Consider the following 26,335-nt stretch of genomic DNA (forward strand, 5'->3'; position numbering starts at 1 on the left):
CGTAGATTTTATCCATCGAATGGAATCTGTTTCTTCCGAACAATGACCCTGCCGATTCAGGCTGCTCATAACGGTAAGGAAGCAATCAACCGAGCCCACTGCAAAGGGGACCTCAATTGCACGACGACCGCCGGATCACCGAGAAGCGGCTCGAACGTTTTGTCCGGGAGCGGATAGCGCCCGCCATCTATGGCAGGGCACTGCCTCTTGAAATGAGCAGCTGGGATGCCCCGGGAGAGCCGGTGACGGTGTCGGAAGCAGTCCGCCAGGTCTTTGAACCCCAGGAACACGGTGCTGCGTGGGGCAAGGCCTGGAGCACCAAATGGTTGCGGCTTCGGGGCGAGGTCCCGGAGGGCTGGGGAGTCGCGGATGGCACCGCGGTGGAGATCGTCGTCGATCTCGGGTTCAGCATCGACGCTCCTGGATTCCAGTGCGAAGGCATCGCCTGGCGGCCGGACGGCACCATCATCAAGGCCATCTCCCCGCGCAACCAGCACGTCCCGCTGAAGCTGCTCGGTGGCGGCCTCTCGGTGGACTTCTACGTGGAAGCCGCCGCCAACCCGGACCTCAGCCAGGGGTGGAGCTTCGCAGCAACTCCCTTGGGGGACAAAACCACTTCCGGAGACGAACCCCGCTACCGGCTCGGACGCATAGCCATAGCCGAACTCAACGAGGTGGTGTGGGAACTCCACCAGGACATCTGGACCCTCAGCGGGCTGATGCACGAGTTGCCCTTCGAACTGCCCAGGCGGCATGAGATCCTCCGCGCCTTCGAGCGCATGCTCGACGTCATGGACCCGGACGATGTTGCCGGGACGGCAGCCGCCGGCAGGGAAGCCCTCGCCGAGGTCTTGAGCCGGCCCGCCTACGCCTCGGCCCACGAACTTCTGGCCACTGGCCACGCCCACATTGACTCGGCCTGGCTGTGGCCGGTCCGTGAAACCATCCGCAAATGCGCCCGCACATTCTCCAACGTCGTCGCGCTCATGGATGAGAACCCCGATTTCGTCTTCTCCTGCTCCTCTGCGCAGCAATTGGCATGGATGAAAGAGTTCTACCCGGAGCTGTTCATCCGGATCCGGGAAAAGGTCAAGGCCGGGCAATTCGTGCCGGTCGGCGGCATGTGGGTGGAATCGGACACCAACATGCCCGGCGGCGAGGCGATGGCGCGCCAATTCGTGGAGGGCAAAAGCTTCTTCCTGGAGGAGTTCGGCATCGACTGCCAGGAAGCGTGGCTGCCTGACTCCTTCGGATATTCCGGTGCCCTCCCGCAGATCGTCAAAGCCGCTGGGTCCCGGTGGTTCCTGACCCAGAAGATCTCCTGGAACCAGGTCAACAAAATGCCGCACCACACCTTCAATTGGGAGGGCATCGACGGCACGCGGCTATTCACCCACTTCCCGCCCGTGGACACCTACAACTCCGAGCTCCACGGCCGCGAACTCGCACACGCCCAGCGCAACTACCGGGAGCACGGCCGCGGCACCATCTCGCTGGTCCCGTTCGGTTACGGCGACGGCGGCGGCGGACCCACACGCGAAATGGTTGCCGCAGCCCACAGGACAGCGGATCTGGAAGGCTCGCCAAGGGTGCGCATGGGAACCGCCGAGGAGTTCTTCAAGCAGGCCGAGGCTGAGTACCGCAACCTCCCGGTCTGGGTAGGCGAGATGTACCTCGAGCTGCACAGGGGCACCTACACGAGCCAGGCCAATACGAAACAAGGCAATCGCCGCTCGGAACACCTGCTGCGCGAGGCCGAGCTTTGGTGCTCGACGGCGGCAGTACGGACTGCAGGTTCGTTCACCTATCCCGCGGCGGACCTCAAGCGGTTGTGGCGGCTGGTGCTGCTCCAGCAGTTCCACGACATCCTGCCGGGCAGTTCCATCGCGTGGGTCCACCAGGATGCGGAGCGGAACTACGCCGCAATCGCCCGGGAACTCGAAGGCATCATTGCGGGTGCTGCGTCCGCCCTGCTGGGCGAGGGAGACACCATGTTCCTGCTCAATGCAGCGCCGCACGAACGCAGCGGCGTACCCTCGCTCGCCGCTGCCGAGCCGGTCCACTCGGATCATCCAGTCAATGTCACGGAACGCGCCGGCGGGTATGTTTTGGACAACGGAATCATCCGCGCGGTGCTGGACGCCAACGGATTGCTGACCTCCCTGTCGGATTACGCAACGGGCCGGGAAGCCATTGCGCCCGGGATGTTCGGAAACCACCTTGAGCTCCATCGGGACACGCCCAACGAATGGGATGCCTGGGACATTGACGAGTTCTACCGCCGGAACGTCGTCTCGGTAGTCGACGCGCGATCGGTGACGCTGGAAAGCGCAGGCTGGGACGCCGTCGTCGTGGTGGAGCGGACGGTGGGCTCCTCCACGATCACGCAGCGCATTTCACTTGAGGCCGGCGCGGAATCCCTCGGTATTTCCACCACGGTGGACTGGCAGGAACACGAGAAACTGCTGAAGATCGGTTTCCCGCTGGATGTCCGCGCTGATCGTTCCGCCTCGGAGACCCAGTTCGGGCACGTATTCCGGGCCACGCACACCAACACGTCCTGGGAGGCTGCCAAGTTCGAATTCTGCGCCCACCGCTGGATCCACGTGGCGGAGCCGGGTTACGGTGTCGCGCTTTCCAACGCATCGAGCTACGGGCACGACGTCACCCGGACCATCCGCGACGACGGCGGAACCACCACCAATGTCCGCGTATCACTGCTGCGGGCGCCCAAGTTCCCGGACCCCCAGTCCGACCTCGGTGTGCACGTCCTGGATCTGAGCATCCGGCCCGGCGCCAGCATCGGCGACGCCGTGGAAGAGGGGTACCGGACAAACCTCAAGCCAAGGCTGCTGACGGGCGCGAACCCTGTGGAACCGCTCTTCACGGTGTTCAACCAAGCGCTGGTCATCGAGGCCGTCAAGCTTGCCGAGGACGGCTCCGGAGACGTGATCGTACGGCTTTACGAATCACTGGGGGAGCGTTCCACTGGCCTCATCACGGCCAACTTCGAATCCGCCAAGGTGCAATCCGTTGACCTCTTGGAGCGCCCGGTTGAGGCTCCAGGGGTGAAGCCTGGCGTGGGTGCCGCCGAACTTGCACTGCGCCCGTTCCAGTTGGTGACCTTGCGGTTCAGTTAGTGGCGACGGCGCGGCCGGTGGGCCGGGCCGGTTTACGGCGGACGCACAGGCTCCTTCAGGGAAGCCCCAACCTTCGTTGCGTACCTTGGGACAATGTCCAATGCCATGACGACCGACTCCGGACGGCTGCCTGCCGAACAAACGGAACGGCAGCAGCCCGGGGGACAAGAGCAAGCGACGGAGTCCACCGCCCGCCGCATCCCTGCGATCCGGCCCGAACGGGCTCCGATCAGCACGTCCGACGGCAGGGTGATTCTTGACGTCGCGATACCGGTCTACAACGAAGAAGCGGCCCTCGAACCGGCGGTCCGTCGCCTGCATTCCTATCTCAAGGACAGCTTCCCGCACCTGTTCACGATCACCATCGCGGACAATGCCAGCACAGACTCGACCCTGGAGATCGCACGCCGCCTCAGTACCGAGTTCAGTGAAGTGCGCGTCGAGCACCTGGACCGGAAGGGGCGCGGGCGGGCGCTTCGGACCGTATGGCTCGCGTCCGAGGCGGCGGTGGTCGCCTACATGGATGTTGATTTGTCCACGGATCTTGCAGCCCTCGGTCCACTCATTGCGCCGCTCTTGTCGGGGCACTCGGATTTGGCGGTCGGAACCCGCCTGAACCGAAACTCGCGTGTCGTTCGAGGAGCCAAACGGGAGTTCATCTCCCGAAGCTACAACCTCATCCTCCGCGGCTCACTGGGCGCACGCTTCTCGGACGCCCAATGCGGCTTCAAAGCCATCCGTTCTGACATCGCGCGCGCCCTCCTGCCGTGCACCGTCGACGATGCCTGGTTTTTCGACACCGAATTGCTGGTCATCGCCGATCGGGCCGGTCTCAGGGTGGCCGAGGTGCCGGTCGACTGGACAGATGACCCGCACTCGTCGGTTGACATCGTGCGGACCTCGATCGATGACTTGAAAGGGATCGTGCGGATCGGGCGGGACATGATGACGGGGCGGATACCGGTCGCCGAGCTGCGCACCGCCCTTGGCCGCAAGGCCCCGGACAAAGGCAACGGCGCGCTCCTGGGGCAAATGCTCCGTTTCGGCGTCGTGGGTGTCGTCTCGACGTTGGCCTATCTCGCCCTGTTCGTCTTCATGCGTACGTTCGCCGATGCGCAGACCGCGAATTTCGTGGCAATGCTCATCACGGCGGTTGCAAACACCGCGGCCAACAGGCGGCTGACCTTCGGGGTGTCCGGAGCGACGGGAGCTGTACGGCACCAGTTCCAGGGCCTTGTGGTCTTCGCCCTTGGCCTGGCGCTGACTTCCGGGGTCCTGTTCTGGCTGGCCTCCGGCGGTGAGCCCCCCAGGGCGGTCGAAGTAGCGGGCGTCGTCGGCGCCAACCTCCTGGCGACCCTGCTGAAGTTCATCCTGTTCAGGGTCTGGGTCTTCAAGCAACCGCGCCAGCCCTAGGCGTGCGGAAGCCCACAAACGCTCCATTTCAAGTGAAAGACACAATGAGCTCCAAATCCATGACTGTCACCACCCCCACCCGGGACCAGAAAGCCGCCGCTCCCCGAGAGGCCGCTTTTGCCAATCGATGGGAGCGCCTGGCGTACGGCGAAAATCAACCGCGGTGGGTCAGGCCCTCGGCCGCGGCACTGCTCCTGGTTGCCGCGCTGGTCTACGTGTGGAATCTGACGAATTCCGGATACGCCAATTCCTTCTACGCTGCGGCCATCCAGTCGGGGACAAAGAACTGGACGGCATTGCTGTTCGCATCCCTGGACCCATCGAACGCCATTACGGTCGATAAGCCGCCGGCAGCTTTCTGGATACCCGCCCTGCTGGGCCGCGTCTTCGGGTTCAATTCCTTCACCATGCTGCTGCCCCAGGCAGCGATGGGGATCGCTTCCGTCGGGATGCTCTACTTGGCCGTCAAACGGGCGGCGGGACCGGCCGCAGGCCTTGTCGCAGGAGCTGCCCTCGCCGCGACTCCAGTGGCCGCACTCATGTTCCGTTTCAACAACCCCGATGCCATGATGGTCTTCTGCCTCATGGTTGCGGCCTGGATGACTGTGAACGCCACCCAGAAGGCCAGCCCGGCGTTGCTTTTCTGGGCAGGAACGTTTGTGGGCATGGCCTTCCTCAGCAAGATGCTTGAAGGGCTGATGACCGTCCCGGCGCTCGGACTTGCCTACCTGTTGGCCGCCCCGGTTCCGCTCCAGAAGAGGCTTCTGCACTTGCTCGGCGCCGCGGGAGGCATCACGCTCGTCTCCGGCGCGTACGCGCTTGTTTTCCAACTCACTCCGGTATCCGTACGGCCATACATGGCGGGGTCGCAAGGAAATTCCCTGTGGGAACTTGTCTTCGGCTATAACGGGCTGAGCCGGATCCTAGGCCGGGGCAGCGCGACCCCCGGGGGAGGCGCGGCACCGGACTTTGCCCGCTATTCCGGTGGCGCCGGTGCTGTGCCTGGCGGCGGCGGAGGTGGGGCTGGATTCTCGTTCGGCGGCCCTCCCGGTGTCCTCCGCTTGTTCGGCGGCGAGTTCAGCGCTGAAGTGGCGTGGTTCCTGCCCGCCGCGTTCCTCCTCCTGGTAGCCGGACTGTGGTTCACGCGCCGGGCCGCGAGGACCGATGCGATCCGTGCCTCCTTGGTCTTGTGGGGCACATGGCTGGTCATCACCGCCGCTGTCTTTTCCTTCATGAGTGGCACCATCCACGCCTACTACACGGTCGAACTTGCCCCTGCCGTCGCCGCGTTGCTCGGCATCGTCGGGGTCCAACTCTGGAAACACCGGTCCCAGCCTGCGTCCCGGGCCGTGCTGGTGTCGGCTGTCCTGCTGACGTCGATATGGTCCTTCGTGCTGCTTTCCAGCGACCCGGGGTGGCTCCCGTGGCTCCGATGGACAGTTCTCGCTGCAGGCATCCTGAGCGCAGCCTTGATCGCGGCTGGTCCGATCCGGCTTGGGAAAGCCAGTGCAGCGGCGGCGATCCTGGCGCTCTTGTCAACAGGCCTCGGCGCGGGCGCATGGACTGTAGCCACTGCGGCCACCGGCCATACCGGAGGCTCGCCTTCCGCGGGACCGGGCTCAGGAGCGAACAACCAAGCGATGGGGCTCGCAGGGCTCACCAGCCCGGCCGGTTCCGCCTCCCGTAACGGGGCATTCGACCGCTTCCGTGGTTCCGATGCCGCCAACCCCCAGGCCGCGGCAGAAGGATTCACCGAACCCCTCGGGAATTCCGCGCTGAACACCCTTCTGCAGACGACGAAGACGAAGTGGTCTGCTGCCACCGTTGGCGCGAACAGTGCCGCAGCGCTTGAGCTCGGTTCCGATACTTCGGTGATGGCCATTGGCGGTTTCAGCGGTTCCGATCCATTTCCGACCCTGGACCAGTTCAGGCAAATGGTTGCCGCAGGACAAATTTCCTACTTCGTTCCGGGCAGTCCCTTTGGCGGTCCGGGCGGCCAAGGCGCGCCCGGCAAGGCAGGTGCCTCGGATCCTGAAAATCCCGGACAGGGCCCGGCGGCCCGCAGCGATAGTGGAACCGAGGCACGTGGCCTCGGACGGGCAGCCGGGAACGGCACATCCTCGGCCATCACGCAGTGGGTCGAAGCAACGTTCCCGGCTACGACAGTCGGAGGGAGCACCGTCTACCGTCTGCACCAATGAGCGGGCGACCCTGGCCCAACTAACTCGCAGTTAATGTCGTTCTGGAGGCCCAAAACGACAACAAATGCGAGCTAGTTGGGTCAGACGTCGTGCTGGAGACGCTTGACGAATTGCTTGGTGCGTTCCTCGCGCGGTTCCCGGAGGACCTCCGCGGCAGGACCGCGTTCCACCACCACGCCGCCGTCCATGAAGATGACTTCATCGGCAACCTGGCGGGCAAAGGCGAGCTCGTGCGTCACGATCACCATGGTCCAGCCTTCGTCGGCCAGTTCCTTGATGACACCCAGCACCTCACCCACGAGTTCCGGGTCCAGGGCCGAGGTGGGCTCGTCGAAGAGCAGCAATTGGGGCTTGAGGGCCAAGGCCCGCACGATTCCCACGCGTTGCTGCTGGCCGCCTGACAGTTCGAAGGGGTAAGCGTCGCGCTTGTCAGCGAGGCCCACCCGGGCCAGGAGCCGCTCGGCTTCGGCAACAACTTCCGCGCGGGGGCGCTTCTGGACCTGCAGCGGTCCCTCGATGATGTTCTTGAGGACCGTCATGTGCGGGAACAGGTTGTAGTGCTGGAACACCATGGCGCTGCGGTCCCGGAGGGCGGCGATCTCCCGCTTGCCCACGGTTCCCGCGAAATCGAGCGTCAGTCCCGCGCCCGACCCCCGTACCGTACCGGCGTCGGCGTCCCCGAAGGTGACTGTGCCGGCGTCGGGCACTTCGAGGCCGTTGAGCGAGCGCAGGACAGTCGTCTTTCCCGAACCGGAAGGCCCGATCAAGGCAACCACCTGTCCGCGGCGGACTTCGATGTCGATGCCGCGCAGCACCTCGTTGCTGCCGAAGGCTTTGGTGAGGTCCCGCGCGGACAAGACCAGCCCGGAGTTTCCCTGGGAGGCGTTGCTGGGCTCAGTGGGCGACATAACGGTCCAATCTACGCTCCAGGGCGGACTGGCCCGTGGAGAGGACGAGGCAAATGACCCAATAGACCAAGGCCGATTCGAGATACAGGATCATGAATTCCTGGCTGAACGCGGCAATTTGCTGGGCGTTGCGGAAAAGCTCGGTGACCAGGATGAGTGAAGCCAGCGAGGTGTCCTTCACGAGGGAAATGAAGGTGTTGGACAGCGGAGGCACCGAAACCCTGGCCGCTTGCGGCAGGATGATCCGCACAAGCGTTTCCGGCCGCGACATTCCGATGGTGTGCCCGGCCTCCCATTGGCCCTTGGGCACGGACAGGATCGCGGCGCGGATGACCTCGGCCGCGTAACCGCCCACATTGAGCGAAAACGCGATGATGGCACTAGGCCACGGCTCCAGCTTCACGCCAATGCTCGGGAGGCCGTAGAAGATCACGAACAATTGCACCAACAAAGGCGTCCCGCGGATCACGGAAACGTAGAAGCGCGCGACGCCGGAGAGCAGCTTGTTGGGGCTCAGCCGCAAGAGCGCAACGAGCAGGGCCAAGGCCAGGCCCAGGGCGAACGAGGCCAGTGTCAGGGGGATGGTACCCGTGACGGCGCCGCCGACGATCGGCCCGAAGGAACTCCAGACGAGGTCCCAGTTGAAGGTCATCTGTTTGGCCGCCGGCTACTTGGTAACGTCTGCGCCGAAGTACTTCTGGGAGATCTTTGCCAGGGTTCCGTCTGTGCGAAGGTCCGCGAGGGCTTTGTCCACTGCGGCCTTGAGTTCGGTGGATCCCTTGCGGAAGACCATGGCGCTTTGCGTCTTGTCGGTGGTCTCCGCCGCGATCTTCAAGCCGGAGTCCGGGGTGCTCTTGGCGTAATCGAGATAGGTCAGCTTGTCGTTGACCGTTGCGTCGACGCGGCCCTGGCGGACCAAGGTGGCGGCTTGCGCCCAACCTTCGACGGACTGGACGTTGGCGCCGGCGTCGACTGCCATCTTGTAGAAGTTGCTGGTCAGCGACTGGGCGGTGGTCTTGCCTTTGAGGTCGGCGAAGCTGTTGATGGAGTTGTTGTCGGACTTGGTCACCACGACGCCGTTGGAGATCGTGTACGGCACCGAGAAGTCATACTTGGCCGTGCGCTCAGGGTTGATGGAGATCTGGTTGGCAATAGCGTCGAAGCGCTTGGCATCAAGTCCCGCGAAGATGCCATCGAACTGGGTTTCCTGGAAGGTTGCCTTGACGCCGAGCTTGCCGGCCACGGCCTGGGCGATTTCGACGTCGAAGCCTGTGAGGGGGCCGGCTCCGTTGTCGTGGAAGCTGAACGGCCGGTACGTGCCTTCGGTGGCGATGACGATCTCGCCTTTGGACTTGACGTCGGAGAGCGAGGTGTCTCCACCCGACGTCGACGACGGCGAGGAGCCGCCGCCGCAAGCGGACAGTGCCAGCGCGACGGCGGCAAGGGTTGCGGACAGGGCTATGCGGCGATTGGACAAGCTCTTCATGAAAGCCATCTTAGTCACGGGACCGTACCAGCTTGCCCCGGGCCTACACACAAGGACGCTTAAATAGGCTGAGTGGGGGCGGTCCCCAACAGCCCGCCACCACTCATCCCCCCAAAAGTGCTTCCGCACGCGCCACGAACCTTGGAAACCCGTTCATTGATTCAAAGGTCAGGCTGCGTCGCCTTCACACATTCATAATTATGCCACGATATAATGGATTTATGAAAGAGGTTACGCGGTATGTTTTTTACGTTACCGCGCGGCGAGTCCGGCTGGCAACGGTCTTGGACAACCAGATACCTCCCAAGCCAAGCGCAGCCGCCAAAGCGGCCGAGTAATTGATGAGCGGGCGCAGCCACGTGTTCGAAAGCGGGATGAGCGGAAACACTTGGGAAACGATGAGCAATCCGAGGCCCAGGAGCAGGGTCGCAGACGCGGCGCGGAGCAGGACGGGACCCGGGTTTCGAACGGACCGCCACATGCCCGGGAGAAGGCATACGGCGACGTAGCCCGGGTAAAACCGTCCCAAAGCCGCGTAGACCTCGAGTGACGGCCCCCACGTCAGCGCGTCCAGGCCCACGCTGGAGCCCGAGGTGTCCGTCGAGAAGAAGAAGGCGGCAGTCAGGACCGCGGTACCACCCAAGACGGCCAAACCGATCGGCCCGCGGATGGCACGTTCACCGCCGGGTGAGCCAAACGCCCGGGCAACCTTGATGCCCATCAGCAGGAACGTTCCGTAGAGCAGGAACCGGAGCAGCAGGTTGCAGAGGTTGAAGTTGCCCAGCCATCCGTCAAACAGCATGTACGGACCCTCGATGCTGAGGAGGATGTCGAGGGAAATCAGGGCGAACAGGACGAACATCATCCGGTTTTCACCCCGCACGGCGCTCGGAATGCGAATGGCCGTCAAGGTGACGCAAACGAGGAGCGTGGCCCACGCCAATACGGTGATCATCCCAAGTTTTCCCAGATTCTGTTGTTGTGGTCGAGCTCGTGTTCATGGCGGCGCAGGGCCTTGCCCAGCGCCTGCAGGCGCTCTCCGGCCAACAGTGCCAGTTCGCCCTCGGTCATCCTGTCCAGGGCGGCGCGCCGCGCCCCGGGGGGCCATCCTGCCTCGGCCTCGGTGACGAGGCCGCTGGCCACGAGGCCTCCGGCCGGTCCGACGCCGGCGGCTCGCGACGTTGCCAAGGCCAGTTCAGGGGGCAGCCTGTTGGCCGTCAGGTGCGCGGAGAAGTTCTGCGGCGCAATCCCGCTGGCCTCGCTCACGCGGTGGCGCAGCTCGCCGTCGTCAATCGCGTCCACCCAGTTCCTGACCGAACTCGCGTGCGGAGTCTCTGCCAAGACCAAAGACGCGACGCCGTCCCGGGGGCCGGAGCGCTCCACGACTGCCCGCAGCAGGTCCATGGTGGAGACCTGGCTGACGAGTTCCGCGTCAGTAGGGGGAACCGGGGTCCCGCGAAGCGCCGCGTAGGCCTCGAATTGCGCCAACGCGTCGAAGGGATTCATGTCGAAGGCCCGGCTGATGCTCACGAGCGAACTCTCGGCCACCTTGCCGCGGACCAATTGCTGGGCCAACGTCGTGCGTTTCACTCCCGAAAAGCGGCACACATCAGCCGTGCTGGTGTCCGGGGCGATACCGTGCAGCCAGCGCTGGAACGCCTTGGAAGGGAGGGACATTAACCACTTTCTGATAGGCGAGGACCGGCGTGCGGCATCCGGCAGGCGGCTCCTGCCAGCTCGCGTGAGGTCGATTTTACGATGAGCGCACATTGAATTATGCTTGATTCTCGAACCCGCTGGTCCGCACACCCCCCAAGTACGGACCGGCGGGTTCTTCCATGCCCCGGGCTTTTTCGCACGGCAGGGTTTTCAAACGGTTGCCCCACGTGGCCGGTCTTTCCGCTCAGGAGCGGAGCAGTGAGAGGATAGACCAATGACTGCAACGCTTGTCGCCAAAGAGCTTTCCGGCGGCCACGGTCACCGCACCTTGTTCTCGAAGCTCTCCCTCACAGTCGCGCCAGGAGATGTCGTGGGTGTCGTCGGCGCCAACGGCGCCGGGAAATCCACCCTGCTGCGGATCCTTGCGGGAGCCGACCGCCCCCAGGAGGGCACGGTCAGCCTCGCTCCCAGCGACGCCTTTGTCGGCTGGCTGCCCCAGGAACACGAACGCACCCCCGGCGAAACCGTCGCGGCCTACATTGCCCGCCGCACTGGTTGCGCCCAAGCAACGGCCGAGATGGAAGCCGGCGCCGAGGGACTCGCGGCCGGGACCCCTGACGCCGACGACGCATACTCCTTGGCTTTCGACCGCTGGATGGCATCGGGTGCCGCGGACCTGGAGGACCGGATTCCCGCGGTGTTGGCGGAGCTTGGCCTCGAATCGGGTCCGGACGCGCTCATGACCGGCCTTTCCGGAGGGCAGGCCGCCCGCGTTGCCCTCGCCGCGCTCCTGCTGAGCCGCTTCGACGTCGTGCTCCTCGACGAACCCACCAATGACCTGGACCTCGACGGACTCGCCCGGCTTGAATCGTTCGTCCAGGGCCTTCGCGGCGGCGCGGTGCTCGTCTCGCACGACCGTGAGTTCCTGGCGCGCTGCATCACCAAGGTGCTGGAGCTGGACCTGGCCCAGAGCAGCGTGGCGGTCTACGACGGCGGCTACGATTCCTTCCTCGAAGAGCGGGCTGTGGCAAAGCGGCACGCCCGGGAACGCTACGAGGAATTCGCCAACACCAAGGCTGATCTCGTATCCCGGGCCCGGACGCAGCGCGAGTGGAGCTCGCAGGGTGTCCGCAACGCCATGAAGAAGAGCCCGGACAACGACAAGATCCGCAGGGCGGCGAGCGTCGAGTCGTCGGAAAAGCAGGCACAGAAAGTCCGGCAGATGGAGTCGCGCATCGCCCGGCTCGACGAGGTGGAAGAGCCGCGCAAGGAATGGCAGCTGCAGTTCAGCATCGGCCAGGCTCCGCGCTCCAGTTCCGTCGTGGCGACCTTGCGCGACGTCGTGGCCCACCAGGGCGATTTCACGCTCGGACCGGTCAATCTCCAGCTCAACGCCGGCGAACGAATTGGCATCACCGGACCCAACGGAGCAGGAAAATCCACCCTCCTGCGGCTGCTGCTGGGACTCCAGGAGCCCGACGCCGGAGACGCTTCCATGGGTGCGTCCGTGGCGATCGGCGAGATCGACCAAGCCCGTGGACTGCTGGCGGGGCACCTCACCCTGGCAGACGCCGTCGAGTCCGTCCTGATCGAATGGAACTCGGCGGATGTCCGCACCCTCCTGGCCAAGTTCGGCCTCAAGGCGGACCACACTTCCCGGACCGTGGATTCCTTGTCCCCGGGCGAACGCACCCGCGCGGCGCTCGCGCTGCTGCAGGCCCGCGGCGTCAACCTGCTGGTCCTGGACGAACCCACCAACCACCTCGACCTGCCGGCGATCGAGCAGCTTGAGGAAGCCCTCGACGGCTACGACGGCGCGCTCCTGCTGGTCACGCACGACCGCCGCCTGCTCGAAAACGTCCGGCTCGATTCCCGCTGGCACCTTGACAACGGCACCGTGACCGAACTGCACCACACTTCCGGAATGGGGAATCACAAGCCATGAGCATGGATGGCGTCGCCTGGCGCTCGCTCTACAACATCACCCGCGCCAAGAGCGGCTCCCAGCCGTTTTCGCGGGAAACCATCAAGCGCGTGCTCGCTTTCGCGAAACCGTACCGCAACAAGCTGATTGCCTTCGTCCTGGCCTCCATCGCCGGCGCATTCCTTGCGGTTGCCACTCCGGTGCTGGCCGGCAAGGTGGTGAATGCGCTCATCGCCAAAGCAGGCGTGGACGTCGTGATCGGGCTGGCCGCGCTCATCGCTGCCGTGGCCGTCGCCGACGCCGGAGTGGGACTGCTGACCCGGTGGCTGTCTTCCGTGATCGGCGAAGGCGTGATCGTTGATCTCCGGACGCAGGTGTTCGACCACGTGCAGCGCATGCCCATCGCTTTCTTCACACGGACCCGGACCGGCGCCCTCGTCAGCCGGCTCAACAACGACGTCATCGGAGCCCAGTCGGCCTTCGCGGGCACGCTCTCCGGGGTGGTCAGCAACGTCGTGTCCTTGATCCTGACACTCGTGGTCATGCTCAACACCTCCTGGCTGGTCACCGTCCTGGCGATGGTGCTGCTCCCCATCTTCCTGATCCCCGCACGCCGCATGGGCTCCAAGCTGGCCGACCTCCGCCGTGAGGCCGCGTCCCACAACGCGGCCATGGGAACCCAGATGACGGAGCGTTTCTCCGCACCAGGAGCCACGCTCGTCAAACTCTTCGGCCGCCCGGACGAAGAATCCGCCGAGTTCGCCCTGCGGGCCGGCCGCGTGCGGGACATCGGCGTCCGCACCGCCATGTTGCAGTTCACGTTCATCACCGCGCTGACCCTCGTTTCCGCACTTGCCCTCGCACTCGTTTATGGACTGGGCGGTTGGCTTGCGCTGAGCGGGCAGCTGGCCGCGGGCGACGTCGTCGTGCTGGCGCTGCTGCTCACCCGGCTCTATGCGCCGCTCACCGCGCTGTCGAGCGCCCACGTCGAGGTGATGAGCGCGTTGGTCAGCTTCGAGCGGGTCTTCGAGATCCTGGACCTCAAGCCGCTCATCCAGGAGAAGCCCGACGCCGTCGCGGTGCCTTCGGGACCTGTCGCGGTGGAGTTCGACGACGTCCGCTTCGGCTACCCGTCCGCGGAAAAGGTTTCCCTCGCCTCCCTCGAGGAAGTGGCGACGCTCGACACGCGCGGCGGCGAGGAGGTCCTGCACGGTATCAGCTTCCGCGTGGAGCCCGGGCAGACCGTGGCGCTCGTGGGGTCCTCCGGCGCGGGCAAGTCCACCGTGGCGCAACTGCTGTCCCGCCTGTACGACGTCGACTCCGGCGCCGTGCGCCTGGGCGGGCACGGGTGGGGTACCGGCCTGGACATCCGGGACGTAACGTTCGATTCCCTCAGGGCGACCCTGGGCATGGTCACCCAGGACGGCCACCTGTTCCACGAAAGCATCGCCTCCAACTTGCGCCTGGCCCGGCCGGGAGCGACGGACGAGGAAATGTGGGACGTGCTCCGGCGCGCCCGGCTCGAAGCCATGGTCCGCTCCTTGCCGGACGGCCTGGAGACCGTGGTGGGGGAGCGCGGTTACCGGCTTTCCGGCGGGGAACGCCAGCGGCTCACCATTGCCCGGCTCCTCATCGCCCAACCGAAGGTCGTCATTCTGGACGAAGCCACAGCAGCCCTGGACTCCACCAGTGAAGCGGCCGTCCAAGCGGCCTTGGGCGAGGCACTTGAGGGACGCACCGCCGTCGTGATCGCCCACCGGCTCTCCACCATCCGGGCGGCCGACGTCATCCTCGTCGTGGAGGACGGATCGATCATCGAGCGCGGCTCGCATGCAGAGCTCCTCGCCGGGGACGGCCGATACGCAGAGCTGTACAACACGCAGTTCGCCGAGGCGACGGCCGTGGCCCAGGAAGCTGTTCCGGAGCTTTAGGCGCGGCGCCGGCGCCGGCCCTTAGAGTCAGCTCCTGGTGTGTTGACGGACTTCGGGCGCGACCTCCACGCGGTTCCGGCCGGCGGACTTGGCGGTGTACAAGGCCATATCGGCTTCCTTGAGGAGCCGTTCGCTGCTGACCCGGTGGTCGGGCACGAAGGCCGAGAGACCGGCGCTCAAGGTGAGGGTGCCCGAAGGGTTTCCTGAGTGGGCAATCCCCAGGTCCCGCACTGCCTCCAGTGCGCGGGCGAGCCTTGCCTCTGCGCCGGATGCCGTCTGGCCGGGCAGCAGGAAGAGGAATTCCTCCCCGCCGAACCGGTAGATTCCATCGCTTTCGCGCCCTTGGGCGGCAAGGGAGGCCGCTACCGACTGCAAGGCGAGGTCGCCGGCCTGGTGGCCATAGAGATCGTTGTATCTCTTGAAATTGTCCACGTCGCAGATCGCCAGGCTGTAGTCCGTCCCGTAGCGGGCGCTTCTGTCATGCAGCCGTTCCAGGTCCTCCGAGAGCTTCAGCCGGTTATGGAGCTTCGTCAGGGGATCGGTCCGCGCTTGCTCCGCGAGCGCGGCACGGTAGCGGGCAAGGTCCGTGTGCAGCGAAGTCACCCGTTGCGCCACCAGCAGCCGGGTGTGCAAAGCGAACGGGTCAAGCGGCTTGGCCACGTAATCATCAGCACCGGCGTGCATGCCCGCGACGACGTCCTCGCGGGCATCCTTCGACGTGACAAGGACAAGATAGGTGTAGGAGTCTTCTTCCGCGCTCCGGATGGCGCGGCAGAGCTCCAGTCCGTTGAGCCCGGGCATCATCAGGTCAGTCACGACGACTTGCGGCCGGTGTTGCCGGTACAGTTCCCAGGCGGAGCTGCCATCCGCTGCCACGATGCATTCATGGCCGGACTGCTCCACCGCGGCCTTCGCCACGAGGCGCGAACCGAAGTCGTCGTCCGCCACCAGGACCTTCACGAGGCCACCGACAGGGCATGGTCCAAGGCTTTGTCAACGAGGGCAAGTTCGGCCTCAAGGCCGGCTATGAGCGCCGGATCGACAGGCTTGCCGCTTGATGAGCTGCGTTCCAATTCCTCGCACATCCGGGCGGCGCGGGCGGCTCCGATGTTGGCTGCGGCGCCTTTCAATTTGTGGACCACCTGTCTGAAAGCTTGTCCGCTTCCGTTGTCCAAAGCCTGGCGGAGTGCTTGCAGGCTCGGTTGAATGTCTTGCCTGAAGGCCTGGGCCGCGGCGGGCAGCAACCCCAATCCGTCTGCCGGGCCGAGGTCACGCAACGTTTCCAGCCTTGCGGGGTCGAGGGCAGGTCCGGCATCTTCCTCGGAACTTTCCGGGATCCATCGCGAGAGAACCTGGTCCAAGGTGTCCACGTCCACCGGTTTGGTCAGATAGTCGTCCATGCCGGCCGCGAGGCAGCGCTCACGATCCTCATCCAGGGCCCCTGCGGTCATGGCAATGACGGGGAGCCGCCTGCGGCCATCGTTGCGTGCCCGGATAGCCTTGGTGGCCTCGAATCCGTCCATGACGGGCATATGGCAATCCATCAGGACTGCGGCATACTCCTTGGCCGCGGTGGCGGCGACTGCTTGGCTGCCGTCGGCAACGACGTCGGCCTCGTACCCGAGCTTCGCAACCATGCTGCGGGCCACGAGCTGGTTGACCTCGTTGTCCTCGACGACCAGAATCAGGCCGTGCGAAGGCTGGCTGATGGTTACAGGGATCGCCGGAGAAACCGCGGGAGCCGCGAGTGGGCGGGCCGCTACAAGACGCATGAGCCGGTCGTAGAATTCGGAGCTGCGGACGGGTTTCGTCAGCCATTCCCGGACCCCGGCGGCCACAAGTTCGGCTTTGTCCACATTCATGGTGGACGTCAGCATGATGATCCGCGTCGATTCCAGCGCGACGTCGGTGCTCAGCTTGTGGGCCAGTTCCAAGCCGTTCATGTCCGGCATGCACATGTCCAGCACCGCAATGTCGAAGCGACGTCCGGCGGCGGCTTCTTCACGGCAGCGGTCCAGGCCCTGTTGGGCGTCGCCGACAGCCTCAGGATTCATCCGCCAGCCCGCCAATTGCGCTGTGAGCACCAGCCTGTTGGTCGAGTTGTCGTCCACCACCAGGACCCGCAGTCCCGTGAGCTGCTCGGGCGAGACCGACGGCGGAACTGCGGCGGGCCCGCTCACCGCCAAGGGAAGGGTGGCCCAGAAGGTGCTTCCGTTGCCCAAGGAACTGTCGACCCCGATCTCGCCGTCCATCACTTCGGTGAGCCTCCGTGAGATCGCCAGCCCCAGGCCGGTTCCACCGTATCGCCGGGTGGTGGAGGCGTCGGCCTGCGAGAACGACTCGAAGAGCCTGAGATGGTCTGCCGCCTCGATCCCGATCCCGGTGTCCCGGACTTCGAAGCGCACCCGCACGTTCGTGGATTCCTGCTCCACGACCTTCACGCTGATGACGACTTCCCCCGAGGGGGTGAACTTCACGGCGTTTGAGGCCAGGTTGAGCAGGATCTGCCGGATGCGGCCGACGTCGCCCACCAGCATCGCCGGAACCTCCGGGCGGCAGTAGGCAATCAGCTCAAGGCCTTTGGCTTGTGCGGGCTCGGCAAGGAGGACCGCGAGTTCCTCCACCAAGGTGCGTGGATTGAAGGGCACAGGGTCAAGATCGACCTTGCCGGCTTCGAGTTTCGAGAAGTCCAGAATGTCATTGATCAGGGTGAGCAGGGCTTCGCCCGCCCCCTTGACGCCCTCGGCATATTGGCGCTGGGCTTCTTCCAAGGGGGTGTCCAGCAATAAGCCGGTCAACCCGATCACGCCATTCATCGGCGTGCGGATCTCATGGCTCATCGTCGCGAGGAACTCCGACTTCAAGCGGCTGGCTTCCTCGGCGGCTTCCCTGGCAGTCACCAACTCGGCCTGGGCGATCCTTCGTTCGGTGATGTCCTGGGCGATCGTGGCGACTCCGCGGATGCCGCCGGTGCCGCGGATCGGGGACATGGTGATCGAGACCGGAACGGGGGAACCGTCGATGCGGAGCCGTGTTGTTTCGTAGCTGTGGGTTTCGCCGCCGGCCCTGATGGCCGCCATGAGCTGGTTCTCCTCATCCTGAAGCTCATCCGGAATGACGAAGGAAACATTCCTGCCTATTGCCTCTGCGGCGCTGTACCCGTAGATCCGTTCCGCGCCGGGGTTCCAGCTGGTGATGACACCGTCAAGGGTCTTTCCCACGATGGCGTCCGCCGAGGAGTTGACGATCGCGCCGAGGCCTTCAAGCTCCGCCGTCCGCTGGGCAACCTTCGATTCGAGATCCCGGGTCAGGTTGATGTTCTCCAGGATCATGAGGATCTGGCGCGTGACGGCGAGGGCCAGCACGGTAAGTCCTACGGTCTGGAGGAAGGGGTCGCCGGGGCGCCCGACGCGTATGGGCGCCACCATGACGGCACCGAAAACGGGGACATAGGGGAGGAGTTCCAGGGCCAGGGTGTAAAGGCGCCGGTCCGTCCTGGGACGCGGGGCGTAAGGGACCAAAGGGGCAACGGCTATCAGCAGGAACGCCGCGATCCACCCTGCTGCCAAGGGTGTTCCGGTGAGCCCAGTGACTCCGTCGGAAGTCTGGTCCACGTAGGTGCTGTCAGTGATCGCCAGGACCAGGAGGCCGCCACCCAGGCAGGCCCACCTGAGGCGCTCGCCGGGTGCCGTCCGCATGGTGAGCATGAGGACAAGGGAAACCATCACGATATCGGCAACGGGATAGGCAAGGCCGGTGAGGTGGACGAGGGGGTCCGGCCCCTCGGCCTTGTACATGGAACCGAGGACGGTGGCCCAGCTGATGAACAGCACCGCGGAGGCGATCACTGCCGCATCAAGGAGTCCGCGCAGGAAAGCAACACGGGAAACCCTGGGACGCGGGAACAAGTAGAGGCCGATCGCGGCCGGGATCGAATAGCCGACGAATGCGGCATCTGCTGCGGATGGGTAGGGATAGTTGTGGTCAAGCGTCAGCCCGTAGAAGGTCCAGATTGATTGACCGATGGTCCAGATCAGCGTGGCCAGCGCCATGACCCACCATGCGCGGGAGCTTTCGTCTTTGCGTCGGGCCGCGCGGGCGCAACTGACCGTGGCGAGCAGCACCGCCGCCAGGATGGCGAGATCCCCGGCGGACTGGGCCGCGGACGTCCCGTGGTTGATTCCGAGAACCATCGCCAGGACGGCAACTGCGGCACCGGCGGCAATGACCGCCCACAGCAGGGTGGGCTTTCGCAACCCGTAGCCGCTCATGCCGATGGCCGGAGCGTCGCGGCGCTCATCAAGATATTGCATGCGATCCCCCAGCTGGATCTGACAATGCGGGGCTGTATTAGGTTAAACCAAACTTTGCCACCAGTCGCCTGAAAGCTCTACTGGTTCTTCATCTTTGGGCGAGCAAGGGCAGCACGTGGTCGGTCAGGAGGGGAGCCAAATCGTCCGGAAGTTCGGCAGAGAGATCCAACCAGCGGATCTCTGCGATCTCGGCCGAAGGATGGGCTTCCCACGTTCCCGGTGCCGTGAAGACGGTGGCTTCGATGTCGGTGGCGGCCTCGTTCGCAGCGGCAGCGAGCCAGCTCCCCAAGGGCTCCAGCCCGGCCGGATCGACGTCGATTCCGACTTCCTCGGCCAGCTCGCGGGATGCCGCCTCCGCCGCTGTTTCACCTGGTTCGGGCTTGCCTCCCGGGTGCATGAACTTGTCCGTGCCGCGCTTGCGCACCGTCAGCAGCCGTCCGGCGTCGTCGTAGACGCAGACCGCGCTGACCACAATCAGGTCCTTTGCTGGGCGGTTGCGGGTCATTGCTCTCTCCTTAGCCGGGATTCCAGCAGCAAGTCCTTGGCCGGTCCCTGGACGTCCCAGGCGTAGCTGAAAGCGTCCAGTCCGCCCCAGAGGTAATTGACCTTGTAGTCATCGGGATCGCACCAGTGGCTGTCCTCGTTGGCGTGGTCTCGGAAGCTCATGCGGTGGAAGGGCTTCCCGTCCGGGAAATAGACGTCCATGGCGGCGGGGGAGTCGCCGGGCCGCAGGAGGTATTCGCGGAAGGCCGGACCCGTGTGGGTGGCCCAGGTCATGGTGCCGTCTTCGCGAAGGGCGAGGCCGCCGTCGGGGGTTCCTGAATAGCGCACGACGCCGGTGAACGTGCCTCGGGCGCCGCTCGCGCGGTCCCACAGGGACCGTTCCACGGTCCAGCTGCCCAGCAGGTAGGCCCGCAGGTCTTGCGTCGGAGACGATTCGCGCAGCTGGTCTTTCAAGTGCCCTCGATTGGAATCGAACCAACGACACCGGCTTTAGGAGAGCCGTGCTCTATCCACTGAGCTACGAGGGCCTGTGCACGTGCTGGAAGCTCCGGGGAGCCGCTGGCCGGGCACGCATACAAGCATACAAGCTGCCGGGGCGCCCCCCGAACACCGCCGCGGGCAACAGGGGCGGCGCGGCAGAGGGGCGGGCTGAGGCTAGGCTGGCCCGCATGAGAGAGCAGATGACGGTGCCGGCCGCATCCGGCGACCACCTCCCGGACCTGGGGACCATCCGCTCCAACATCGGAGGCTGGGCCCATTTGAGCGTGGTGCAGTATTTCGTGGCCGAATCGGCGGTGATAGAAGCCTGGCGCGGCCCCGAGCCCTACGATCGCCGGACCGGTTTCATCAGCGATCTTGGCGCGCTCAAATGCGGGATCTACGAACACCGCGACGTCTGTTCGCCCCTTCACTTGCTCATGAATGCCTCCTTCGTGGTGCAGGGCCTGGCGTTGCTCTTCGGGGCGTTGCTGCTTAGTTCCGCGCTCCTGTGCATCGCGGCCCGTCCCGGCGTGCGGATCCTGCAAGGCGCCGGCTACCGCAAAGCGTGGCCCACCGCCGTCGCGGTCCGTGTCTTGACGGGGATCTCCGGGCTGGGGACCGTGGTTGTTGGTTTTGTGCCGGAGGACCTGGGGTCTCCCTTCCACTTCGTGGGCGCCCTCATGTTCTTCATCGGAGGTGCATTCGCCCTGGTGCTCCTCGGAGTGCTCTGGCTGCCGCATACTCCCATGAGCTGGTTCATCCTGGTATGCGGAACGCTGACCCTGGGCGCCCTCGTGGTCGGTGGGCTGACGCGGATGGATGTCCCCGAACCCGGAACCTTGGAACGCCTGATGGGCTATCCGGTCACGATCGGATTTTCCGCCGCAGGGCTGGTGGTGGCGCAAAGGGTCCGGGACGTACGGCGAACGGCGCGGCTTGCAAAACGCTGAGTTTTCGCGGGTAGCCTCATGTCAGCGAGTGGGTGGTCTTTGCATTATCATGAGTGCACTCACCGGAAAGGCGCCGGGCTGAGGGTTCCACGCAGTTTTGGCGCAGACTAGATTGACCGATACGGCAGAACATAGGACCCATGACTCATCAGCTTGTTCGGCGTGGTCCGGGACACGCAGGCGTTATTTTCCCCATAGGGGCAGGATCCGGCCTTTCGGGTCGTGCCCTTTGGAACGCTCACGGGCCGATCGCCCGACGGCGGCAGGCCGCACGACGATGAGCGCCCGGACACTGCCCGCCCGGGATTGCACGCTTCCCGATGACGCTTCGGAGCCTTCAGCCGAAGTCGTGACGGCCCTCGCCGATCAGATCACCGTCGACTTGGCGGCGGACGGGATTGTCGAGGTCACCCTGCCGCCGAACTCGGTCGTCCGCTCGCCGGAAGCCCGGGCGGCCGCGGCGGCCGTTCGCATGTTTGCGGACGGCCGGAGGCTTCCGCTGCTACTCAGAGTGACCGGAGTACTGTCCGTCACCGACGACGCGCGCCTGACGTACACGAATTCCGTGGCTGTTTCAGCCTGTGCCCTCTTAGGGGAGAGTCCTGTGGACCGTGTGATTGCACATTTTCTCCTTCGCGCGAAGCCAGGCTCCCTCCCGGGACAGTTCTTCACCTCAGAGGCGGAGGCCCGTGACTGGTTGAGAGAGCACCACCGTGAACCATGAGCCCCAGGACCCGCGACTCCTTGCCCTTGTTGAAGGGGTGGTGCGGATTGCCGACGGCGACCTCAGCACGAGGATCCCGGTCTCCGGCCCGCGGGACGAAGTGGCTGCCGTCATTACCGGGATCAACCTCATGGCCGACGATCTTCAAGCCATCTACCAGGAGCTCGAGGAACGGGTCGAAAGCCGGACTGCCATGCTGCGCGAGGCCCAGATCGAACTCGAAAGGATGGCGCTCACTGATCCGCTGACTCAATTGGCCAACCGCACGGCACTCGAAAGGGCGCTGAACCATGAACTCGTTGAGTCCGAGAGGGGTGAGCTCCCGCCGGCGTTGCTCGTTTTGGACTTGAACTCATTCAAGGGGATCAACGACACCTTGGGCCACGGCGCAGGGGACACCGTCTTGAAGGTCACTGCAAGGCGCCTGATCTCAGCGGTCCGCGACACTGACATGGTGGCCAGGCTCGGCGGCGACGAATTTGCCGTCATGCTGCCAAAATCCAATGCCGCGCATGCACGGGGCGTCGCCAAGCGGATCCTCCGGGCCGTCGGTGAGAGCATCGACATCGGCGAAGTCCGGATCATCTGCGGCACCAGCATCGGGCTCCGGGTCGCGGAACCCGGACAGTCCGTGGACGACCTCGTCATGGAAGCCGATACAGCCATGTACGCGGCAAAGGCAGAGCAAGGGAGCAGCGTCAGGGTTTTCGAGCCGGCTTTGTTGTACGCGCGCCGGCTCCAAGGACTCATGATCTCGGAACTGCGTGAAGCCATCCGCACAGATCAGCTGGTCCTCCATTTCCAGCCTGTTGTCGAGTTGGCCTCGGGCAGGATTGAAGGCGCTGAGGCGCTGGTGCGATGGAACCACCCCGAAAGGGGATTGTTGATGCCGGATGCCTTCATCCCGCTGGCCGAGGAAACCGGAATCATCCTCGACCTCGGGTATTGGGTCCTTCGGCGGGCAATGCAGCAACTGCGCGAATGGCAGGACGGCCCGGGGGTGGCCGAAGACTTCAGCATGCGGGTCAATATTTCAACAACGGAACTTCAAAGCCTGGAATTGATCGAGCACGTCCGGGAAGTGCTCGCCGAAACCGGAGTGGAAGCATCCAAGCTGGTCATCGAGCTGACGGAGTCAATGGCGGTGAACGGCAGCGACATCGACAGATACTCGCTGACCGGCCTCCGGCGTCTGGGCATCCGCTTGGAAATCGACGACTTCGGCACGGGCTATTCGTCGATCAGCTACCTGCGCAGCCTTCCCGTCAACGTGGTCAAGATCGACCGCTCCCTCATCCAGGACCTGGGCAAGGACGAGAAGGAACGGAACTTTGTGGCGGCCGTTCTCCAACTCATTCATGCGTGCGGAATGCAGGCCGTTGCCGAGGGCATCGAAACTGCAGAACAAGCGGCTGAGCTTGCCCGCCTGGGCTGCGCCAGTGGCCAGGGCTATTACTTTGGCCGGCCCATGGCAGCGGAAAAGTTTGCGGAACTGCTGCGGGGCGCCTGAACGCACTTACTCCCGCGACGGAAGAACGGCAACAGAAAGGCACCGGACCCAAGGTCCGGTGCCTTTCAGGTGGAACTAGTTGGACGGAGTGGAGTTGGGCCACCAGCCGATTGCCTGGGGTGACACCTGGGTGGTGGCGTTGGGCCACCAGCCGATTGCCTGTGCCGCACCCTGGGTAGCGGCGTTGGGCCACCAGCCGATTGCCTGTGCCGCACCCTGGGTGGCGGCGTTGGGCCACCAGCCAATGGCTACGGAGGAATCCTGCGACGGGCCCTGGCCGCTGGCGGACACCGCTGCCGAGCCGGTAATGCCCGCGAGCAAGATTGCTGCTGCCGCGAGGAGGGCGGCGAAAGTTCTTTTCATGCGAAAGCTCCTGATAGTTTTTGTGACTGATGCGACTGAAGTGAACAAAGTGAAGCACGCTCATTATAAGAGTAACGACACGCCGTGTCATCAATGCTTGGTCGGCATCTTCCAAAATCGTGCTAATTGCCCTTCCGCGTCTCGACGAAGTGTCTCAGGGACATAATGGAGCTATGCGAGAAAAAAAGGTTGCGCCGGCGTACGCTGCGGTGGAGCTTGAGGCGAGGGAGCACCGCGCCAGCCATGATTTCACCAAGGCTGCCGACGGCGCGCGTTCGGCCGCCGATATTGCCCGCGACGAGGGCGATTCCACGGGCTGGTGGAACATGACCTTCCTGCAAGCCGAGAACCTTCTCGACGCCGGTGATTTCGCCGAGTGCACTGCCTTGGCGAGATCCCTTTCCGAGGCATCGTTGGCTGCAGCCTCACCCCAGCACAGGGCCAGGGCACTCATTTTGATGGCGAACTCCCTGCGGAGTGAAGGACTTCTGGAGATGGCGACGGCGGCCGCGGCGTCGGCTGTGGGCTTGGTCGATGATGACGCAGACATGGAAATCGACGTCCATGCACGGCAGGCTCTGATCGCGACGTATGGCGAATCCGGAAAGCTTGAGGAGGCTTGGGAGGAGTGCCTTTCGCTCTCGGAAAGAATCTCCGATGAGATGGATGACCAACTGGCCGGCAAGGCGTACTGGGTCATCGGCAATGTGGCATTCCTCTGCGACAAGGTCGCTGAGGGCCTCCATTACCATGAACTCGCCGCGGAGACTTTTTCCCCGTCACGGAACCTGGACGTCTGGGCCAAGTTCAACAAGGCATCGGCGGCGATGAGGCTGGCGGCGGACGTGGCTGACGCCGCCACCTTGCGGTGCATCGAACGTGCCGAACTTGCCACGGATGTTGTCGGGGGGAGCGAAGAGGAAATTCTCCTGCTTCGCCTCAACCGCGCGCATTGGAACTACCTGGCAGGAGACGCCGGAGCGGCGCTTGAGCTGCTGGGCGAAATCAGCGGCAGCGCAGATCAGCTGCCTTCGCAGATCGCGGGCGAAATATTCCTCTTGATGGCGCGTGCCCAAGCCGATACCGGGAGCAAGCAGGCGGCCAAGGAAAGCCTGGTCGAAGCCGCTGACCGCTTCGACAAGGCAGGCGCCCACCAGCGTGCTCTCCAAGCCAGGGAGATGCTCGCGCCGGGGAGCGGCTCGGATCAGGAGTAGCCTCGACGGGCCGGCCTGTCAGGCGCTCTTGGAACGCCGCCTCCCCAGGAATACAGCCGCGACGCCAGCCAAAAGGCTTAGCAGGAATAGTACCCAGCCCACAACGGTGAGGGTGGAAGCCAACGCCACCTGGCCGGCGTCGGGCGTTGCGGTCCCCAGCGCGGCGTCGACCGCCACGTTGCCGCACAAGCGGACCACCGCGAACAGCAGGGGAGCAGCCCACAGGGCCCACCGCATCGCCTTCGCGGCCACATTGGTGCCAATGAGCAGAAGCCAGGTGAAACCGAAGATCAGCGGAAACAGCGTTCCGGCGGTCTTGTGGATGTAGCTGAGCTGTCCGCGGGCGTCGTCGGTCATGGCGCCATGCAATTGATGGACATAGTCGGTGGAGAACCCGCCGACAAGTGAATCGGGCATGGCCATGCCGCCGGATAACTGGGTCATCTGGTTCAGGGTCAGGAGGTGCACATACCAGAACAGGAACAGGCTGGCCACGACCCCGGCGATCACGATGAGGCGGCCGTTGTTCTGCGCCTTCTCAGGGCCCTGCTGGGCGGTGGGATTGATCACCGACGGCAAGTGGTGCTGGGGCACGGCGGCATTGGCACCGTGCTTCTTGATGCGTTGGGCTGGGGTCTTGGCCATGTCATTCATTATCCCGCCACATAAGCTGGACCCATGACCACTGGCAGGCACTCCGCCACAGAACTTGATCCTTCGCTCGACGACTACGAACTCGCTGCAGCCCTGGTCCGGGAAGCCGGGCAGCTTGCCCTGCTGATGCGGATGGGCGGCTTGCAGGGGGAACGGAAGACCTCGGTTTCGGACGTGGTGACGGCCGCGGACCATGCAGCCGAGGCCTATGTCCTTGAGCAACTGCGCCGTTGCCGCCCGCACGACGGCATCCTGGGTGAAGAAGGAAGCTCGGTGGCAGGGAGCAGCGGCCGCACGTGGGTGATCGATCCCGTGGACGGCACCTACAATTTCCTGCACGGCTCGACGTATTGGTGCTCGGCGATCGCCTTGAAGCACGAGGGCACGGCATCGCATGGTGGTGCCCCGGACGCCGACGTCATCCTCGGGGCCATCTATCAACCGGAGCTCGACAAGCTCTGGACAGGCGGCGAAGGCCACCCCGCGACCCTCAACGACGAACCGGTCACGGGACCATCCGGAGCTGCCCTCAGCGAACTCGGCGCCGCGACCTACATCCACCCCACCTGGCTCGCCGATCCCCGCGCCGCCATGCCGTGGCACGCCGCAGCGGTGTCCACCGCTTCACTGCGCATGTTCGGCTCCGGGTCCTGCGATCTCGGTCGGGTTGCCGACGGCGAACTGGGCTGCTGGTTCCAGCACAGCTGCCCCGAGTGGGACTGGCTCCCCGGCAAAGCGATCGTCCGCGCGGCCGGCGGGGACACCGACGTCGTGCGCGTCAACGGCCTGGACTGGTTCATCGCGGGAGGCCCGACGGCGGTCCGCGAGTTGCGCGCGGCCCTCACCTCGGTGCCGCAATTCGCCTGAGCATGCGCCTTTCTTGGTCCGGGGAGTGGACATAGCGGTGTTATGTCCACTCGTTCGGGCGAAGAGGGGGCATGTCCCGTGGGGGAACCGATCC

21 protein-coding genes and 1 tRNA gene are annotated in these 26,335 nt (G+C 64.7%); 10 read left to right on the plus strand and 12 right to left on the minus strand.

All coding sequences use genetic code 11. The features are described 5' to 3' along the window. Positions 1-116: 116 nt before the first annotated feature. The 3 genes from KNN17_RS07560 to KNN17_RS07570 all read left to right on the plus strand — a co-directional run bounded on the left by KNN17_RS07560 (position 117) and on the right by KNN17_RS07570 (position 6,754). The gene (locus KNN17_RS07560) at positions 117-3,140 is read left to right on the plus strand and encodes an alpha-mannosidase (protein ID WP_241708167.1); all 3,024 of its coding nucleotides are present in this window, start codon (positions 117-119) and stop codon (positions 3,138-3,140) included. A 105-nt stretch (positions 3,141-3,245) separates the two neighbouring features. Further along, a complete protein-coding gene (locus tag KNN17_RS07565; protein WP_241708168.1) occupies positions 3,246-4,553 on the plus strand; it encodes a bifunctional glycosyltransferase family 2/GtrA family protein in 1,308 nt (435 codons plus the stop codon). A gap of 59 nt (positions 4,554-4,612) precedes the next feature. Beyond that, a complete protein-coding gene (locus KNN17_RS07570; protein ID WP_241708169.1) occupies positions 4,613-6,754 on the plus strand; it encodes a glycosyltransferase family 39 protein in 2,142 nt (713 codons plus the stop codon). A gap of 80 nt (positions 6,755-6,834) precedes the next feature. On the opposite strand, the gene KNN17_RS07575 is transcribed toward KNN17_RS07570, so the two are convergent. The 5 genes from KNN17_RS07575 to KNN17_RS07595 form a co-directional block, all read right to left on the minus strand. Continuing rightward, positions 6,835-7,662 (minus strand): amino acid ABC transporter ATP-binding protein, encoded by an 828-nt coding sequence (locus KNN17_RS07575; protein ID WP_241708170.1) that lies wholly within the window; start codon positions 7,660-7,662, stop codon positions 6,835-6,837. Continuing rightward, a complete protein-coding gene (locus tag KNN17_RS07580; protein ID WP_241708171.1) occupies positions 7,649-8,314 on the minus strand; it encodes an amino acid ABC transporter permease in 666 nt (221 codons plus the stop codon). The genes KNN17_RS07575 and KNN17_RS07580 overlap by 14 nt, the downstream gene beginning before the upstream one ends. Positions 8,315-8,329: 15 nt before the next feature. After that, complete coding sequence (locus tag KNN17_RS07585; RefSeq protein WP_241708172.1) at positions 8,330-9,148, minus strand: amino acid ABC transporter substrate-binding protein; 819 nt, start codon at positions 9,146-9,148, stop codon at positions 8,330-8,332. A gap of 247 nt (positions 9,149-9,395) precedes the next feature. Further along, a complete protein-coding gene (locus KNN17_RS07590) occupies positions 9,396-10,103 on the minus strand; it encodes a hypothetical protein (RefSeq protein WP_241708173.1) in 708 nt (235 codons plus the stop codon). Further along, positions 10,100-10,825, minus strand: coding sequence for a hypothetical protein (locus tag KNN17_RS07595; protein ID WP_078106258.1), 726 nt, complete (start codon positions 10,823-10,825; stop codon positions 10,100-10,102). The genes KNN17_RS07590 and KNN17_RS07595 overlap by 4 nt, the downstream gene beginning before the upstream one ends. Before the next feature lie 256 nt (positions 10,826-11,081). Between KNN17_RS07595 and KNN17_RS07600 the strand changes: the two genes are divergently transcribed. Both KNN17_RS07600 and KNN17_RS07605 read left to right on the plus strand, forming a co-directional pair. Then, positions 11,082-12,752 (plus strand): ABC-F family ATP-binding cassette domain-containing protein, encoded by a 1,671-nt coding sequence (locus tag KNN17_RS07600; RefSeq protein ID WP_241708174.1) that lies wholly within the window; start codon positions 11,082-11,084, stop codon positions 12,750-12,752. Next, on the plus strand, positions 12,749-14,662 hold the full coding sequence (locus KNN17_RS07605; protein WP_241708175.1) for an ABC transporter ATP-binding protein: 1,914 nt from the start codon (positions 12,749-12,751) through the stop codon (positions 14,660-14,662). The genes KNN17_RS07600 and KNN17_RS07605 overlap by 4 nt, the downstream gene beginning before the upstream one ends. A 27-nt stretch (positions 14,663-14,689) precedes the next feature. On the opposite strand, the gene KNN17_RS07610 is transcribed toward KNN17_RS07605, so the two are convergent. The 5 genes from KNN17_RS07610 to KNN17_RS07630 all read right to left on the minus strand — a co-directional run bounded on the left by KNN17_RS07610 (position 14,690) and on the right by KNN17_RS07630 (position 20,006). Continuing rightward, the gene (locus tag KNN17_RS07610) at positions 14,690-15,622 is read right to left on the minus strand and encodes a GGDEF domain-containing response regulator (RefSeq protein ID WP_241708176.1); all 933 of its coding nucleotides are present in this window, start codon (positions 15,620-15,622) and stop codon (positions 14,690-14,692) included. Beyond that, positions 15,619-18,975, minus strand: a complete 3,357-nt coding sequence (locus tag KNN17_RS07615) for a response regulator (protein WP_241708177.1) — start codon at positions 18,973-18,975, stop codon at positions 15,619-15,621. The genes KNN17_RS07610 and KNN17_RS07615 overlap by 4 nt, the downstream gene beginning before the upstream one ends. An 88-nt stretch (positions 18,976-19,063) precedes the next feature. Further along, positions 19,064-19,480, minus strand: coding sequence for an NUDIX hydrolase (locus KNN17_RS07620; RefSeq protein WP_241708178.1), 417 nt, complete (start codon positions 19,478-19,480; stop codon positions 19,064-19,066). Beyond that, positions 19,477-19,932: a DUF6314 family protein gene (locus KNN17_RS07625; protein ID WP_308196780.1), complete on the minus strand. Its 456-nt coding sequence runs from the start codon at positions 19,930-19,932 to the stop codon at positions 19,477-19,479. Before KNN17_RS07625 ends, KNN17_RS07620 begins: the two co-directional genes overlap by 4 nt. A 1-nt stretch (position 19,933) precedes the next feature. Next, a tRNA-Arg gene (locus KNN17_RS07630) sits at positions 19,934-20,006 on the minus strand. A 141-nt stretch (positions 20,007-20,147) separates the two neighbouring features. Here KNN17_RS07630 and KNN17_RS07635 point away from each other — a divergent pair. The 3 genes from KNN17_RS07635 (at position 20,148) to KNN17_RS07645 (ending at position 23,143) form a co-directional block, all read left to right on the plus strand. Next, positions 20,148-20,909 carry a DUF998 domain-containing protein gene (locus KNN17_RS07635; RefSeq protein ID WP_241708179.1) on the plus strand — a complete coding sequence of 254 codons (762 nt, stop codon included), beginning with the start codon at positions 20,148-20,150 and terminating at the stop codon, positions 20,907-20,909. 277 nt (positions 20,910-21,186) lie between these two features. Next, positions 21,187-21,633 (plus strand): DUF7793 family protein, encoded by a 447-nt coding sequence (locus tag KNN17_RS07640; RefSeq protein ID WP_241708180.1) that lies wholly within the window; start codon positions 21,187-21,189, stop codon positions 21,631-21,633. Then, positions 21,623-23,143 carry a putative bifunctional diguanylate cyclase/phosphodiesterase gene (locus tag KNN17_RS07645; protein ID WP_241708181.1) on the plus strand — a complete coding sequence of 507 codons (1,521 nt, stop codon included), beginning with the start codon at positions 21,623-21,625 and terminating at the stop codon, positions 23,141-23,143. The genes KNN17_RS07640 and KNN17_RS07645 overlap by 11 nt, the downstream gene beginning before the upstream one ends. 75 nt (positions 23,144-23,218) lie before the next feature. On the opposite strand, the gene KNN17_RS07650 is transcribed toward KNN17_RS07645, so the two are convergent. Further along, positions 23,219-23,506 carry a hypothetical protein gene (locus tag KNN17_RS07650; protein ID WP_241708182.1) on the minus strand — a complete coding sequence of 96 codons (288 nt, stop codon included), beginning with the start codon at positions 23,504-23,506 and terminating at the stop codon, positions 23,219-23,221. Between the two features lie 173 nt (positions 23,507-23,679). On the opposite strand from KNN17_RS07650, the gene KNN17_RS07655 reads away from it, so the two are divergent. Beyond that, positions 23,680-24,720, plus strand: a complete 1,041-nt coding sequence (locus tag KNN17_RS07655; protein WP_241708183.1) for a hypothetical protein — start codon at positions 23,680-23,682, stop codon at positions 24,718-24,720. An 18-nt stretch (positions 24,721-24,738) separates the two neighbouring features. Here the strand turns inward: KNN17_RS07655 and KNN17_RS07660 are convergent, their stop codons facing one another. Continuing rightward, positions 24,739-25,365, minus strand: coding sequence for a hypothetical protein (locus KNN17_RS07660; protein ID WP_241708184.1), 627 nt, complete (start codon positions 25,363-25,365; stop codon positions 24,739-24,741). Between the two features lie 33 nt (positions 25,366-25,398). On the opposite strand from KNN17_RS07660, the gene KNN17_RS07665 reads away from it, so the two are divergent. After that, complete coding sequence (locus tag KNN17_RS07665) at positions 25,399-26,241, plus strand: inositol monophosphatase family protein (protein ID WP_241708185.1); 843 nt, start codon at positions 25,399-25,401, stop codon at positions 26,239-26,241. The last annotated feature ends 94 nt before the right edge of the window (positions 26,242-26,335 follow it).

Source organism: Arthrobacter bambusae, assembly GCF_022606295.1.
In the GTDB taxonomy this organism is placed as follows: domain Bacteria; phylum Actinomycetota; class Actinomycetes; order Actinomycetales; family Micrococcaceae; genus Arthrobacter; species Arthrobacter bambusae_A.